Source organism: Rhizobium hidalgonense (assembly GCF_002914525.1).
Taxonomy (GTDB): domain Bacteria; phylum Pseudomonadota; class Alphaproteobacteria; order Rhizobiales; family Rhizobiaceae; genus Rhizobium; species Rhizobium hidalgonense.
On the sequence record NZ_LODW01000095.1, the window covers coordinates 1 to 15,618 of the forward strand.

Annotated in this window: 9 protein-coding genes and 6 pseudogenes; 4 read left to right on the forward strand and 11 right to left on the reverse strand. The window is 56.9% G+C overall.

The features are described 5' to 3' along the window. The first annotated feature begins 149 nt into the window (after nucleotides 1-149). On the forward strand, nucleotides 150-1,295 hold the full coding sequence (locus ATY29_RS29335; protein WP_077988945.1) for an IS4-like element ISRel1 family transposase: 1,146 nt from the start codon (nucleotides 150-152) through the stop codon (nucleotides 1,293-1,295). A 95-nt stretch (nucleotides 1,296-1,390) separates the two neighbouring features. Here the strand turns inward: ATY29_RS29335 and ATY29_RS29340 are convergent. The 5 genes and pseudogenes from ATY29_RS29340 to ATY29_RS29360 all read right to left on the reverse strand — a co-directional run. Continuing rightward, nucleotides 1,391-1,555, reverse strand: a pseudogene (locus ATY29_RS29340) (helix-turn-helix domain-containing protein); the annotation flags it as partial. A 164-nt stretch (nucleotides 1,556-1,719) separates the two neighbouring features. Then, entirely contained in the window at nucleotides 1,720-3,720 is a 2,001-nt protein-coding gene (gene virD4, locus ATY29_RS29345; protein WP_011427370.1) for a type IV secretion system ATPase VirD4, read from the reverse strand. 1,901 nt (nucleotides 3,721-5,621) lie between these two features. After that, nucleotides 5,622-6,866 carry a T-DNA border endonuclease VirD2 gene (locus tag ATY29_RS29350; protein ID WP_011427369.1) on the reverse strand — a complete coding sequence of 415 codons (1,245 nt, stop codon included), beginning with the start codon at nucleotides 6,864-6,866 and terminating at the stop codon, nucleotides 5,622-5,624. A 27-nt stretch (nucleotides 6,867-6,893) separates the two neighbouring features. Next, nucleotides 6,894-7,340, reverse strand: a complete 447-nt coding sequence (gene virD1, locus ATY29_RS29355; RefSeq protein ID WP_011427368.1) for a T-DNA border endonuclease subunit VirD1 — start codon at nucleotides 7,338-7,340, stop codon at nucleotides 6,894-6,896. Between the two features lie 387 nt (nucleotides 7,341-7,727). Next, nucleotides 7,728-7,878, reverse strand: a pseudogene (locus ATY29_RS29360) (IS3 family transposase); the annotation flags it as partial. A gap of 287 nt (nucleotides 7,879-8,165) precedes the next feature. Here ATY29_RS29360 and ATY29_RS38580 point away from each other — a divergent pair. Further along, nucleotides 8,166-8,270: pseudogene (locus tag ATY29_RS38580) on the forward strand (helix-turn-helix domain-containing protein); the annotation flags it as partial. Between the two features lie 2 nt (nucleotides 8,271-8,272). Here the strand turns inward: ATY29_RS38580 and istB are convergent. From istB to ATY29_RS29380, 3 pseudogenes are all read right to left on the reverse strand, one after another. Further along, a pseudogene (istB, locus tag ATY29_RS29365) lies at nucleotides 8,273-8,968 on the reverse strand (IS21-like element helper ATPase IstB); the annotation flags it as partial. A gap of 71 nt (nucleotides 8,969-9,039) precedes the next feature. Then, nucleotides 9,040-9,323, reverse strand: a pseudogene (locus tag ATY29_RS29370) (helix-turn-helix domain-containing protein); the annotation flags it as partial. Between the two features lie 594 nt (nucleotides 9,324-9,917). After that, a pseudogene (locus ATY29_RS29380) lies at nucleotides 9,918-10,592 on the reverse strand (IS3 family transposase); the annotation flags it as partial. On the opposite strand from ATY29_RS29380, the gene ATY29_RS36545 reads away from it, so the two are divergent. Next, nucleotides 10,506-10,751 carry a hypothetical protein gene (locus ATY29_RS36545; protein WP_133118220.1) on the forward strand — a complete coding sequence of 82 codons (246 nt, stop codon included), beginning with the start codon at nucleotides 10,506-10,508 and terminating at the stop codon, nucleotides 10,749-10,751. The pseudogene ATY29_RS29380 and the gene ATY29_RS36545 sit on opposite strands and share 87 nt — an antisense overlap. 31 nt (nucleotides 10,752-10,782) lie before the next feature. Here ATY29_RS36545 and ATY29_RS29390 read toward each other — a convergent pair whose 3' ends face one another. The 3 genes from ATY29_RS29390 to virE1 form a co-directional block, all read right to left on the reverse strand. Beyond that, nucleotides 10,783-12,738, reverse strand: a complete 1,956-nt coding sequence (locus ATY29_RS29390; RefSeq protein ID WP_011427365.1) for a virulence VirE3 protein — start codon at nucleotides 12,736-12,738, stop codon at nucleotides 10,783-10,785. 65 nt (nucleotides 12,739-12,803) lie between these two features. After that, nucleotides 12,804-14,471 carry a type IV secretion system single-stranded DNA binding effector VirE2 gene (locus tag ATY29_RS29395; RefSeq protein WP_011427364.1) on the reverse strand — a complete coding sequence of 556 codons (1,668 nt, stop codon included), beginning with the start codon at nucleotides 14,469-14,471 and terminating at the stop codon, nucleotides 12,804-12,806. Nucleotides 14,472-14,474: 3 nt separating this feature from the next. Beyond that, nucleotides 14,475-14,672, reverse strand: a complete 198-nt coding sequence (gene virE1 / locus ATY29_RS29400) for a type IV secretion system effector chaperone VirE1 (RefSeq protein ID WP_011427363.1) — start codon at nucleotides 14,670-14,672, stop codon at nucleotides 14,475-14,477. Nucleotides 14,673-15,201: 529 nt separating this feature from the next. Here virE1 and ATY29_RS29405 point away from each other — a divergent pair. After that, nucleotides 15,202-15,618: helix-turn-helix domain-containing protein (locus ATY29_RS29405; RefSeq protein ID WP_133118221.1), on the forward strand; the 417-nt coding region annotated here is incomplete at its 3' end.

Here is a 15,618-nt window from a genome sequence, read left to right on the forward strand (position 1 = left end):
CGACCATCGGAAGGAGTATCGGCGATGACGCGCCGCTGGTCTTCCGGGGCGCGCCCCGGAAGACCAGCGGCGCAGCTCCTGGGGAAGATTCAAACGGCACTATTGGGGAGTATGCTCCGGTACTGACAACACGAAAGAGGAACAACACCGTGCGGCATGACAATAGCGTCTTTCATGATCTGTTGAAGCGGATTCCGTGGACGGTGTTCGAAAGACTTGTGGAGGAGCATCAGGCCGACAAGCACGTTCGGCGGCTGTCGACGAAGAGCCAGTTGATCGCGCTGCTTTACGGCCAGCTTGCCGGTGCCGTCAGCCCGCGCGAGATCGTCGGCTCCCTGGAAAGCCATAGTGCCCGCCTTTACCATCTCGGCGCTCGCCCGGTGTCGCGCTCGACCTTCGCCGATGCCAACGGCCTGCGTCCGAGCGCCGTTTTTGCAGAGTTGTTCACGCAGATGCTGGCCCGCGCCGGGCGCGGCCTCAAGCGGGCCGTCGGCGAGGCGGTCTATCTGATCGACGGCAGCAGTCTGCCACTTTCCGGGGCGGGATCGCAGTGGGCCCGCTTTTCCGATCAGGCCTGCGGCGCCAAGATGCACGTCGTCTATGATGCCAATGCCGAACGGCCGATCTACGCGGCCGTCACCCCGGCCAATGTCAACGACATCACCGCCGCCAAGGAGATGCCGATCGAGGCCGGCGCCACCTATGTCTTCGACCTCGGCTATTACGACTTCGGCTGGTGGGCGAAGCTGGACGCCGCCGGCTGCCGCATCGTCAGCCGCCTAAAGTCCCACACGAAACTGACGGTGAGCGCCGAGCAGGCGGCAAACGAGGATGCCGGCATCCTGTTCGACCGCATCGGCCTGTTGCCGCAGCGTCAGGCCAAGAGCCGCCGCAACCCGATGAACCGGCCGGTGCGCGAGATCGGCGAGCGGATCGAAACCGGCAAGGTGCTGCGCATCTTCTCCAACGATCTTACTGCCCCGGCCGAGGAGATCGCCGCGCTTTACAAGCGCCGCTGGGCGATCGAACTGTTTTTCCCCTGGGTCAAGCAGACGCTGAAGATCCGCCATTTCCTCGGCAACAGCGAAAATGCCGTGCGCATCCAGGTGGCCGTCGCTCTGATCGCCTATCTGCTGCTGCAGATGGCAAAGGCCGACCAGGCCACCATCATAAGCCCGCTGGCCTTCGCCCGCCTGGTGCGCACCAACCTGATGCACCGCAAAAGGATCGACCGCCTGCTAAAGCCACGCCACAGCCCTCCCGGAAATCCCGGCCAGATGAGCCTCCAATGGTGACAAAATTTAAACCGGACAGCAGTGCTCCTGTTCCCGGCATCTAAGCCGAAGTCAGGCAGAAATTCCACTTATCCTAGCTGTGTAGATTTCCCGAGCCAGCTCTGCCGAGCAGTTAACTCACCCTCTTTCGCTCTTGCGATCCAGCGGATCGCCGTCGAAATCCCAACTCCGAAACGAGCCGCAGCCTGTCGAGCCGACATGCCCGCCGCAGACGCTTTCAAAACCCATATTAGGAGATCATCGCTCAGGGCCTGTCCCATCATCCACCTCTCCGCTGTGGATGTTGAATCAGCTTCGGTCGCTCTCGTCACCTCACAATCGATTCATCAATCGCAGGACATGTCTAGGTCTGGCACCGCATCGATCGAACCGCAATATCTGACCGACTCCGGCATCGAATGATGCCGAACGACGCTGCTTCAAATCAATCCCCGGGGTTTGACGAGCCAGACCTATACCGTTGCTGAAGCGCGATTATCCGTTTCAGCAATTGTTCTTGCGCAACCAGAGCCGGAGCGACTTCGGCAGACGGGCCGGCATCGGCGGTGACACAAGCTGTGCTGGCGTATTCCTCCAGATCGTCGATTTCAATCGGGCCGTACGGGATATCAAATCCGATGGCCCCATCGTTGTCGTGATTGCAGTTGCCGTTGTACCCATCGGTTTCCGCATTGTCGCCTACAAAATCCTTGTCGCCGGGCTCTCGCGCCGCCGCGAGGACAGTCGGCTGTTCCAGGTCTCCGCGATTGATGTTCTCCGGCAGCACAAGGGGCGCTGGCTCGGGGAGCGAACCGGTCTGGGCTTCGAAAATACGCTTCAGCGCGCGATCCGAGTAATATTGCACTTTTCGCAGTTTAAGTGGCGGGTGCCCCTTTATGAGGATGATTTCATTCCTGTCGTCGATCAAGCGCACCTGTTCGGGGCGCAAAAGCGGTGCCCCCTGATCGGAGATCTGGATGTTCTGGTCGAACATGCGTGTCTGATTATAGGAGGTCGAGCGCGCCTTGAACGTATATTCCCCGATAGCCTTCGAGATATATGTCGGTGTTTCGTCGTCAGCGGTGGCCATAAATACCTGCACACCGGTATTGCTGAGAAAGTTCTGTTTGCCCGCCTCGTCGTAGGTACCCGTCAGCGCGGAGAGACTCTGAATAATAAACATGAAACGGCCATTGTATCCGGCGATGGTGGTGATCGCGGTCTCGATGGCCTCAAGTTTGCCCAGATGCCTGAATTCGTCGAGGAGAAACAGAACTTCGTAGCGCTCGTCCTTCCCTGGCAGGGATCGCTGCAAAATCGACACGACCTGCTGAAAAAGAAGGCGCATCAACGGCGCAACGACCTCAAGATCGTTGGGACTTACACAAAGATAAACGCAGGTCTTCCTGCGACGCAGGTCGTAGATGGAAAAGTCGGATCGGCTGGTCGCTGCCTTGACCAGCGGATCAGCCCAAAGATTGAGACCGCCGTCGCCGAGCACCGACGTATAGGAGGTTAGGATTTTCGTGTCGTTGCCCGCCATGTTGTCAAAGATGCGCTGAGCCTCCTTATTCTGGCTTTCTTCCGCGAGTTGCGCAAAAAGCTTGTACTTCTCGCCAGGCTGGGCAAAAAGGTCGTAGACTGCGCCTATTGTCGGAGTGCCGCGCTCGATACAAGCAAGGATACCCGCAACAAAAAGGTCTCGTGCGCCATCGATGAAGCCTTCCGCTCCCTTGCCTTTCGCAGTGATAAGGTTTGCAGCAAGTCGGCGTGTCTCGGTAAACTGCCTCTCGGGAGGCATTGCCGCAATATCGAGAACCGGATTGTAGCAATGGGTCCGTCGCTCCGGATCCAGAGGCGCGAACTTGAAAACGACGTTGCCGTTTGCCTTTCGTGCCCTGGACGTCAGGTCAAAAAGCTCACCTTTGACATCGAGTGCTATCACCGAGCCCCTGAAGGTCAGCAGCGTCGGAATGACGACGCCGACGCCCTTGCCGGCTCGCGTCGGCGCGACGACCAGACTATGGGGCTGTTCGCCGTTGGTCAGATAGCTGCCGAACCAGTGGGGACCACAGGTCTTGCCAAACACCGCACCATTGATACTGGTGTAACGCTGCAGGTAGCCGGCACGTCGCATTTCCCCGAATTCTGCCCAGCGAGCCGTTCCATGATGCTCGCGGTTGCGCAGCGACACGAACAGTTGGCTGAGTAGAACGACGGCTGAAGTTGATACGACAATGGCCAGAGCGTAGTAGAATACCGAGGTCGTATGCCCCAGATAGAGCGGCGACTCGTACCAGATGGCGAAGACACTGAAGGTCATCATCGCTTCGCCATTAAAGCCTTGGCGGAACGTTACATACAAGCTTGCAACACAAAGACCGGCTGCCAGCGAGCATACGACACTAACGGCCAAACGTAGGGGCGTGCTCTTGCTCGAGTTCATCTCTTCACCAAACACTGCGGGACAAATCGGAAATCGCGTTTGAGGTCCGGGCGCTGCCAGAACAGAACCCAACGGTCGTAACCTTCACGCGATCGCGGTTCCGGTCGGCTGGCCGGTGGCCGGCTCCCGCGGTCCCGTTCATCCAGCCGTCGATTTCCGACAGCATCACATCATCAAAAGGCGTGAACCTACCCCTTCTGCTAGGACGATGGTGTCCGGGAACAGGAGCGGTATCATGAAACCTGGCGGGTGCGTGCCCGACGTTTTTTCGTGGTCTGGCGATGCAGGCAACCGGCGTCGGGCAAGCGCTTGCTACTAGTTCGTTACAGATCATCTCGGGCTCGCGGAGCCACAATGACGTCAGTTGACTGGCATCGTGGGACATCGTGGGCAGATGACCGGCGGCTGATTGCGTCGGGATATGGGTTGCCTGAACCGGACCGCAGGTCAGCCGGAGACGATATCTGTTGCTTTCCCTTTTCAGCAGTGGTCGTTGCGAGCCGCGCACACTTCTTGATGTGAGCCGTTTCAGCGCCGGACAGATCGGAAAATTCCCGGCGTGCGCCGTGTCGCAGGCCGGCATCCCGGGCGAATTTCTGACAGCGCGCCCATTCCGGGAGACGCTGTCGGGACCAGCCGCGGTGAATTTCGGCGGAATGTTTCGCGTCGGGGACCAACCGTCCGAGCGAAAACTCACGATTGCATCGATTTTTTCAAGATCGGCCGATGTGAAGCCAGGCCAGCCACAGGGCTCCGCTGCAGCGCACTCCGGTGCTTGCGGCAAGAGTCCATGGCGTTTAACAGCGTGCATCTCCGGATCGACGCAGGGCCCGTCCACGACCCCGGGGAATGCCTCGCCTGATCCGGACTGCATATCCGGTATGACACTCGTCGTCCCCCCGGGCATTCTCAACGGGGCGTCGTATGCCGCATCGATTTCGGCCAGAGCTGCTTCGTTCAGGTCGGGGATATCCTCGTGGCGACCTTGTGGCGAGGTTTGCGTACCCGGAAATAACCCCTGAGATGATCCGGGGGTCGTTTCTTCGCGGAAACGACTGTGGAGTTCTTTCGTGCGGGTACTGCCGGCATCGTCCAGAACTTCGGTATGTGTCACGCTGCGAGAACCTCTCATCGTGTCGGAAGTTGGAGTGTTCGCATGAACCGCAAGATTTTCGGCTTCACGGTCTCCTCCACCCCCCAGTTCGCAAGCGGAATGGTATCAGCCGAGTTTCTATCCGTATCGGTATCCCTCCCGAACCAATGCGCGGGTGGACCCGAATGGGGTAAGGAGACGGGAGTGGCGTCCGGAATTGATGAGCTTTCCTGCCAGTTTCCCCGTGTTGTTTCTGTCGGTGGCCGAATGTTGTATACACTCGCTTCGGATGGGCGTTGCTCGGCTGGCAGAGACTGCCGAGCGCGCTTTGCCGCTGTACGGCCGATTTGACTGTCCAGCCGGGGGACTGGTTTCCGCGCAGTCGCTTCGCGGCCCGTGCTGGCGGCTCCGGCGACATGGCAGGTTCACCGGCGCGCCTGTCTGATCGTTCCGGTTCAAGCGAGCGCAAGTACTGCATGGCGGCGCGGAAATCACCTTTGTTATTGTGCAGGATGGCGGGTACATTTGCAGTCGCTTCGAATGCGCCAGGCGAGTCCGCAGCGGCCTCGATGAGGCCGGCAGCAGTACTCGCCGGCATTTCCCTGATATGTGGGTGCACTCCTTCATTCGGTCGTGTCGGCAGATCGGCCGCGACTGCCGCGCCCTCTCCGCCGCCCCGTACCTTGATCTGCCCCTCCAGCGCCGGGATTGTTGCCGTTCCATGGCCGTCGTCCGAGACTGTCAGCGCCGGACGCGCGCGATAATCGGTGAACTGCCCATGGGTCATGATTGGCTCCTTACCTGCGTCCTAATCCCGGCGACGATCCTGGCTGCTCCCATCCCTTGCCCGTTTTCGGTCACCCGGTGCCTCGTCCTCAAGTGCCCGCTTCGAGGAAAGCGGTCTCTGCTGCTGGCTTTCGAAAACCGCAGGCAGTGAATCAGTCGCCGATCCGCTACGGGCGGTGTCATTCAACGACAGTGACCTGGGGGGGGCGGCCAGCAATGTTGCGGGGTTATTGCGATCGTTCTGCTCCCGGGCGGTTGTCTCCGGCTCGGTGGCAATTGATCTCCCGCCCTTTGCCCCACTCGGCTCGCCAGCATCATCGCGTCGTCGTTTTGGATTCTCTTGCGCGGTGTCTGGCGACTGCACCGCATTCTGGTTTGCTGTGCCAGGAACTCCGGAATTGTCCCTTGGCTTGCATGCGCCGTCCCGGACAGCATTTGGTGCGTCATCACCGAGGTTGCCCGCCGGAACGAATCCTGCGCTCTCCAACAAGGGAACGGGCGACGCGTTATGTGCGACGGACGGTTGAACTGCGGCCTTCGATTTGCTCGAAGGCCCGGCAGGAGGCAACGTATCCACAGGTTGGTCCTGCAAGGGATGATCTTCACGCGGTGACCCCTGTTCCGTATCTGCATCGTCGAACCGGACCCGGCTGGCCTGCCGCTCAAGGCGCCGGAACTGGGCGTAAGTCATCGGACGCTCAAGGATACCACGTTCTGCTCGTGAGCTGGCATCAAGGACAATGCCGTGGCGGAGCGAAATCTCGGCCATCTTCATGCGCAAGGCTTCGTAATTCAGATGCGGGTGGCGCCGCGAAATCTTCAGCCACTCACGTCCCAGAAGTTCGCGGCGGTTGACCACGACATGCAGGTGCGGGTGATCGCGGTCAACGTGGAAGGCCGTAAGATAGTTGTATCGCCCGCCCCCGTTGCCTGACCCAAACATCTCGGCTGCCCACTCGCGGCTCGCCGCATAAGCATCTGCTCGACCTGTGCCCGGGGGGAAGCTTACAATAATATGCGTGGTCAACTCCTGTTCCCTTCGCTCATCCGGCTGACTTTCGTCATAAACTCCGGTCTCCTGGACCCAGCTTCGGGCAAGTTCAGCGATTTGATCCGGCGGCACGGGGATATCGAGGTGCCGGGCTGAACGCTGCAACTCGAGTTTTCCCTTCCGGGAGAGATACTCCAGCTGATTGATGATCTGCTGGAGGGTCCTAGTTCCACCATCAGGTACTATGCGAATGATAACCTGAGGTCGATCCGGCATCGAACATGCTCCCGGGCGGGTGCCACGTCAGCGCTGCAATGTGTCTTTCAGCATAGCGCAACCATCTATACGCCGGCGGGATACGGACAAAATAGAACGGAGCAAGCCGTCAAGGTCGGCGAACGCCTTGCCGAAAGCGATACGTTCGGCTCTCAGGGCCTCCAAATCCGGCCGCGGATTATCCGCGTAAGCAGACAACAGGGCGGCAATATTGCCTGAAAGCGTTCCCATGGACAAAAGAATACCTTCCATCTTACCACGCGTTTTTTCATCTATTTCGAGAAAGCCCCCAATGCGGCGCACTGCAACGCGCATGGCCATACTGTCAGACAGTCCCAGCGAGCGCGCTTGGTGGGAGAAGGTCTCATATTCAGCCGATCGCAAACGCGTGCTTACGACCTTAAAGCCGTCGATACACACGCGATTATGCTGGTCGGTAGCAGTATCATACGGAGCCGGTTTGGCCTGCGCCATGACTTCCTCCATGGAATTGGAACGATTTTGTTCCGTCCGGGGCTTCGCCGCCAGGAGCAATGGAAAGCCTAGTCCTATTAAATCCCAAATCAATATTATACTTCCACAATTTCAGTTTATATTATTACAATCGCAATCATTATAACAACAGCGAAACCGTCTTTCATTGAACTGCTTGCAAATTAAAAGAACGAAAACAAATGAGCGGGCAGACGCCAGTCTGTGGGACGCCAAAGCCGAGACAGGTTGCGGTTCAGCAGGCTGGAGCGATTGCTGGCTTGGGACTGGACACCGACGCAAACAGCAGCGGTTCTACGACTTCCGATATTCACATCAGCGTTGGAAGGCGGCCCTTTCCGGGAGCTTACTCGGTGATTGACCTTGCCCCTAAGTTTTATCCAATTTTGAATTCGTTCCAGCGGTTGCTGTATTCGGGGCGGTAACGGCGGGTTGCGGTGCGGCCATTCCGGCTGCGCAGCACCGCATCAAGTCGCGGGTTGATTGTTTGAGAGAACTCGGCAGGTGTCATCCAGCCGAGGGCCGGAAATTATTGTACAACACGACGACAGAACACCCACGGGACGGAGGTTCGTGAGCTTTTGTATCCGTGGCATCCCTGGTCCGGTCAGTTCGTCCACGTCCATGAGGCGCTGACCAAAGGAACGGCTATTTTTCGCTGCAGCCTTTCTGGCGCTTCTTCTGATCGGCTTATTGAAGTCCCGGCGTGGATGTTCGACCGATCCGTGAGTGTCCTTCCCGAGAGAAGGGTGACAGTTCATACCGGAGACATGGGTTACACTTTTGGCCTTTGCGAGGAGAGCAAAGGTGCCTTGGCAGGAGTGTAATCTCATGGACGAGCGTCTCAAATTCGTTGCGCGGGTTCTGGATGGCGAGAAGATTGCGGCGCTGTGCCGCGAGTTCGGCATCTCCTGAATCAATCTGTCGAGCAGCGCCGTCGCGACGGGATCTCCGAACACATCGCCCCATTCCGCGAAGCCGCGGTTTGACGTCAGGATCATCGCGCCGCGTTCATATCGGGCGTTGACGAGCTGAAAGAAGAGATTGCCGCCGCCTTGGACGACCGGCAGGTAGCCGATCTGGTCGACGATCAGCAAGCTTGGCCTGCAGAAGAAGCGAATGCGATCCTGAAGCCTGCCTTCTCGTTCGGAACGGGCAAGCGAACCAATGAGATCGGCGAGCGTCGTAAAATACACGCTCTTTCCGGCCTTCACGGTTTCGACGCCGAGCGCTGTGGCGAGATGGCTTTTGCCTGTTCCCGGTGGGCCAAGGAAATGAACGGCTTCATGACGATCGACGAAGCCGAGCTGCGCCAGGGTGAGGATACGATCGCGATCGAGCGAAGGCTGGAAGGTGAAGTCGAAGCCGGCGAGCGTCTTGATCGTGGCAAGCCTACCCATTCGCAGTGCGGTCTTGATCCGGCTGTTCTCGCGTAAGGTGAGTTCCTCGGAGAGAAGGATATCAATGGCTTCCAGGGCGGAAAGCTCACCGTGCTCGACGCGTCGAACGACATGGTCGAGAGCTTCGAGTGCACGTGGCATCTTCAGGCCGACGAGATCATGAGGGATACGATCGATCATGGACGGAATGGAATCAAGGGTCGCGCTCATGGGCGGCCCTCCTGCGCCAGGACCTTGCCGATGGCATCGTAGAAGGCGAGAACCTCGCGGAGAAAATCCGTCACAGCCGTGTAGCCGCCGGTATAGCCTCGTTCACGCAGTTCTCGAAATAATCGACTGCCGTCAGACCAGGGTAGGATTTTACCCGTTCCCGCAGGTATGAAGCGAACGGGTCGATGACCGTCGCCCGAGGCTTTCTTGGACCATAGGCTGGAGCTTCGAGGCCTCGCTCTATGTACTTGCGCACCGCCTTGCGATCGATGCCTGTTTCTCTGGAAATAGCTGACACCGTCAGCCCCTGCTGATGCAGATCCAGGATCATGATCGTCTCCCTCAGCTTGATCACCAACATCCCCTTCCGACCATCGGAAGGAGTATCGGCGATGACGGGCCATCGGTCTTCCGGGGCGCGCCCCGGAAGACCGATGGCCGCAGCACCTGGGGAAGACTCAAACGGCACTATTGGGGAGTATTGCGCCGGTACTGACAGCCTGAGGATATCGTCGACGCCGTACGACAGCTCGTCCTTATCGCCAATGATGATGTGATTGCCGGTGTCCTCAATCGCAACGGACTGACGACCGGCAATGGCAATCGGTGGACACGGGAGCGGGTCACCGCGCTGAGGTCATATCGCAAGATTCCGGTCTTCCGTCCCCAGGTCGACGGGGTCGAGCCGTGGCTTAATCTGGGCGGTGCGGCGAAGTTGGTCGGGATAACGCCAAAACGCCGCGTCTGGCGGCCGAGGCTGGCGATATTGAGGGGGCTCATCCGCTACCCGATGGCCCATGGATCTTCAGCCGTTCCAAACTCGCCACCCCGCAAGCACGTCAGATCCTCGATCGCGCCCGGCAGAACCCTCGACACCCCACAGGATCGCATCCAGATCAGGAAAACCTATTCTCTTCCACAACATAAACGATGGGCGTTATGAAACAGGATTATAATCGCTGCGCCAGTTTGAAAGCGCTGAGCGAGCAACATGGGTCAGTGCCGAGATTAGCGTTCATTCAAGAATTCGTCTCGCAGCCGCCCATTGAAGCTTTCGATGAAGGCATTTTGGATCGGCTTACCCGGTGCGATGTAGTGCTATTCCACCTTGGTCCAATCCGTCCATTGCAGGATCGCGTTGCTGGTGAACTCGCTGCCATTTGTCGCTGACGATCATCTTCGGCTTGCCTCGTTCCTCGATGATCCGGTCCAACTCAAGGGCAACCCGCAGGCCGGAAAGGGACGTATCGGCGACGAGGCCCAGGCATTCCCTGGTGCAATCGCCGACGACCGCAAACACCCGGAACCTGCGACCATCGGTGAGTTAATCCGACACGAAGTCCAGCGACCATCGATCAGTGGCTGCCATCGGGATCAGCATCGGCGCGGGTGTGCCGATCGCTCGCTTCCGGCCGCCACGTTTGCGCACTGACAGCTTCTCCTCCCGATAGAGCCGGAAGAGCCGCTTGTGGTTCACAAGGCGACCCTCACGCATGAGCAGCACATGAAGGCGTCGATATCCAAAGCAGCGGCGTTCATGCGCCAGCGCCTTCATCCGCTCTCGAAGGTCATGGTCATCGCTGCGCCTGGTTTCGTAGCGGATCGTCATTCGGCAAAATCCGAGGAGCGCACGCTCATCATGTCATTGGTCATCGGTGGTCTTTCCGTCAGGTTGGTCTTGAACAACCCGATCCTAGTGGAGAAGACCTTCGCAGAATCGAAGAAATTTGTTCCGAGTTTACAAATCATCGATAACTTTGTGTGGCCGAGGGTGAGGGCGTGAAGCGCCTTGCCGGGGTGTCTCATTTCCCACTCTATAGCGAAAGCCCTCCTGACACGGGCCGCTCTCGACTCCGTGAACCTTCCAAAATCATCGATCGTTCGGAATTCATCTTCGCAGAACGAGCCGGTAGCGGTATAGCCAGCAACCCGTTCAGCAACGCTTGCTGTTCCGCATCCGATAGACGGTCGCCTTGCGCTGGAAATTCCAGCCTTAATTCCGAAGCGCGTGACAAGTCTGGTTCGCCGAACAATGACTGCGGATCAAAAGCCGCATTTGATGCAGCAACATCTCGGTTGTGCTCAGCAATACGCTCTCCGCCACTATGCACTGGGGCTGGCACACCATTCAAAAAACTCAAGAGCTCTTGTTCCGGAGCAGACTGATGACTGACCGCTGAAGAAGTTACCTGCGGAGCCTGAGCATCGTTTATGGCGTCAGACGATTGCAGATCCAAGGATGAGTGTGGTGGCGTTTCCCGCAAGCCGGTTAGTGTTGGTTTTTGCGGCGATCCATGAAGCGTGATCTCCGACAGAGACTCATTTGACGAGACGGAATGTCCGAGATACTTGTCAAGATTTTCTTCCGATCGCACCTCCCGTTCATTGCCGCGACGAGGACTCTGCGATATTGGACCTTTGCCTAGTGTAACCCCTTCCGCCTTAGAAGCCGAATCCGAAAAATGCACTGCTGACGACGGAGATTGTGGTTGCAAACCAAACTGCTGCTCTGATGCCTGTTGGAGAAATAGGGGGGAGTTTTGTGAAGCAAGATCAACTGGTTTGTCGTTCACGAGCGTGAGTTTGGCTTCGGTCTGGACACCACGGCCGTTTCGAACTCGGTCAGTCCGGTCCGGCTTCGACACCAAAGGGATGCTAGGATCCTCCCTTGGCGAAGATCTGGTGATAGCGGTGGGCTCCTGCCAGGCTTTCCTATGCTCGACCGATTCCGAAACACGGAGTCTCTGCGCGCAAAGTTCAGGTTCGCTCAATGCCGTCAGTTTCCGACGAACCGTCACTCCGAGTATCTTTTTTGAGACTTTCTTTATCTCAGCGCTCAGGTATTGCGACTCACTCTTATAAATTTTGCCGAAGGTGTGTTTAATGCTTGTCAATTGCTTTGTGGACTCATCGTAGATGGCCGATCTCTTGTTGAACATCCGACGGTGACTCAGGATATCTCGGCCTACTTCGTTGCCTTCCTTGTCCAGGAGGGACCTGTAAGATTTGCTGAATGTCCCACCAAGTTTCCGAATCTTCGTTTGCGAGGTATGGCGATCTTCCGATTTCGTTGTATTCCTGGAAAAGCCGGGGCGTTTATAGCCGACTAGCTCAAGGCCGCCTTTGTCGTCCCGCTCAAATGTTTCCCGCCTGGACCCTACTTGACGAGTCAGTTTGCGGTAGAGTCTGTTCTCTGGTCCGCCAGGCTCAGGCGCACTCAGCTCCTCAGAAACAGGCCGAAACAGCCGACCACTGAGCCTGCCTCGGTTGACATACCGTGTCCGGACAAGGGAACCGGTTTCGTCCCGCTCCCACTTTTCCTCGAAGCGCCCGTCTCGATATTTTACATGCTTCGTGCGAAGAGTGCCGTCCTCAGCGTACTGATGGCTCGTAACCCTAGCCCAACTCTTCTTTTCGTGAAGGCTCAAATAAACTGCGCCCGTTTCTGCGTTGCGCTTTAGAACTTTCTTCGTTTTTTCAAAGATACCGTGCTCACGGGTTAGTTCTTTTGGGCGGTCGATTCGAAGCTGCTTATTTCCAAAAATTTTATAGCTTATTTCACCTCGAAAGCCGGCGTCCAGCTTGTCGACCATCTCCATATCGACAGTATATTTTCGCTTCTTTTTCGGCATCTCGAGCCGTGCCTGCCGCCTCATTGCGTTCTCTTCCGTAAGCAACGCTTTACACATTTGCTCATACAGGCGCTTGGTGGCACGACGCATGTCACTTGTAAGCGATTTGGTGACAGTCTTTTTTGTGATGCTGACCACGGCTGAGCTCTTTCACTAGCTACTTCGGACGGTACAGGTCTCATCGCTCCCGCAGTGGCGGAACGTCACAGCCCGTTTATGCTTTGACCACGCTGTCGATTTTCGTAGTTCCGGCGACTATCAACGATTGGCCGTACCACGGGATCCGGACGGACAAAATCACGCGAATATTTATCGGTCGGTTCGCGAAGCAATTGGGCCGCGTCGTCTGGTAACTTAATTAAGAGCCGCTTATATTCCGCAGCACTCGTGTAGGTACCGGTTCGCTGGCCTTTCTCATTTCGGTCCGCAATGAGAACGTTGTTCTCGGTCAGCTGTTGTTGCAGCTTTTCCGAAGAAAGATCTCGAATGTCACGTAGATCTGCGCCGTTCGCAACAATCACTGCCGCCTGCCCGGCAAACTGCTCAAATTTTATGGAATTCGCATAGCTTTGTCGGCCCATCGAGTGGGGTAGTCCAACTCGATTCATCACCTGAGCGAAATGCTCCGGATCGGAATATTCCAATCTGGCAGGGGTCATATAGCGATTACCATCGCGGGCAAGGACTTGAACGCGATCCCATTGCTCGCCCTTTTTCAAAGCTTGCGACCAGGGCGAGTTGGGGGCGTGTTGCATTAGGAAATCGACGCTAACGAAGCGATCGCGAGTCGTTCCTCCCTGCCCATCCGGCTGCCCTCCCATATTGATGGTCGCAAGCGGCAAAGCTTTGTTGTGAGCTCGATTCTCTCCTGCGAATTCCGCGAAGCGGATATCCGCAGCTCCCCGTTCCCATGACTCCAGATACCTGGAATCATGCATGATACCCGACTTCGATTTCAGCTTGATCTCGGTGTCACTACCATACTTAGTCTTTATTATCCGCTCGAACTCCGCAAAGGACTTATTGGCGAACTTGTCACCGGCAGACCTGTACACTAGATGGACATGATTTTCCGGGGTCTTGATCAGAATATCAGGCAGAAGCGAGCCAGCCTGGAATTGGTGTTCGTAGCGCTTCTGAACCTCTCGGGGGCCATATTTCGTTTGTATGTACCTGTCTTGAGGCCTCAATCTGTAATTTTGATCGAGCTTTATGTTCTTATCTGTTTGATAGAATATATTCGTACCCGTGACGCCCATCTCTGCGTGAGCACGATTCCAGACTTCCAACTTGTATTGAAAACGCGCCTTATCCTGGTCTTTTGGCTCAAGGTTATGCCATCTCGCGCTTAATTCCGCCGGGACGTCAATTCTTTCAAATGCGAGAGGCGGGGGATAATAATTGCCGGCCCCGTCCCTATAGAGGCGGCAGCTTGCGTTGAATTCCGCTTTGGTGGGTAGATGCTCAAGATCACCTTTAGACGTACCGGCAAACGCATCCGGTCCAGTTTGCCGCACCAGAATATACTCGTCTGCACGCCGATCATGGCCAGGCAAAACCATATTGGCGAACAGGCTGGATAACTCATTGTCCACTTCGGACTGATTGCCGTGGACGCTATGGGAATCATGACTGGATTGGGAATTAAGCATCTCGTCGAACTGAGAGCTTACATTTTCCGTGTGAGCTGGGGTCCCGGGGATGTCGAACTCGAAAGTTTCGTGGCTACCCGTCATCTCGATATCAGGAGTCGTGCTTGAGTCTAGTGCTTCCTTCCTTTGACGCTTGGGATCGACGACAACAGCATTTTCGAAGTCGCGCTCGCCAGTCACAGGGATATTTTCCCCATTGTCTTCGCTTTTCGGATCCATCGTTTAAATCCTTCCTGCGAGATTCTCTTCGGGCAGCGGGCACCGGAGGACAAAATTCTCCAGTTCAATCATTTCGAGATCCAAACTCGTGAAACCGTTTGAGCGGTGATTGATGCTGAACGCTTCTGTGTGAATTTCTCGCGGCTCCTCAGGCAAGGAGACGGGCCTGGTTTTATTCGCATTTAGTTTAATGATCGCCATGTCGTTGTTTCTCCTGCAAAACTTGCGACGTTCTCCATCTCCGCGGCCTTGAACGGCCTGAGCGATTGCAGGGCGCTAAGCGCGACCCTTTCCTCAGACTTGGAGCCGTTTTGCTGGGGAGCCGGGCCGCAATCGGCTCTTCCGACGCAAGGTCGACATCACACGTTCCCGGCCGAAGATCGTTCAGAACAACTCGCACTTTGAGTTCGCCGAATTGCCGCCTTTTCAGCTTGACTGTCGGCAGACAGCGGCTCCAATCGGAACCCCGCGCGCGATGTAAGCCGCATCAACATTCTTGCCGTGCTCTGAATTTCAAGGCTCCTGCGCCAGCAGTCTCTCTTCGGACACAGTTTTGCCTCCTGAATTGAAGTGAATGTGTGTGGAATCTACCATTTGAGCCCCGGTCTTTGAACGACTATCGCGCTTCATCTGAAACTCTTGCTAGAGCATGTCCTGCGATTGATGAATCGATTGTGAGGTGACGAGAGCGACCGAAGCTGATTCAACATCCACAGCGGAGAGGTGGATGATGGGACAGGCCCTGAGTGATGATCTCCGAATACGGGTTTTGAAAGCGTCTGCGTCGGGCATGTCGGCTCGGCAGGCTGCGGCTCGTTTCGGTGTTGGGATTTCGACAGCGATCCGCTGGATCGCAAGAGCGAAAGAGGGTGAGTTAACTGCTCGGCCACAGGGCTGGAGACGACCTTCGGCAGTGGATGCACACGAGGAATTCGTTGTCGCGTTGATCGACGAGCGTAGGGATGTGACGCTCGGTGAGATGGTTGAGCGCTTGTCCGTCGAGCGGCAGGTGAAGATCAGCCGCAGCGCACTTGGCGCCTGGCTCCGAGGCCGTGGGTGGACCTTTAAAAAAGACCCCCACGCACTGGAGCAGGACCGACCGGACGTCCTGAAGCGCCGGCGCGCCTGGTTCGATGGTCAATTGGAC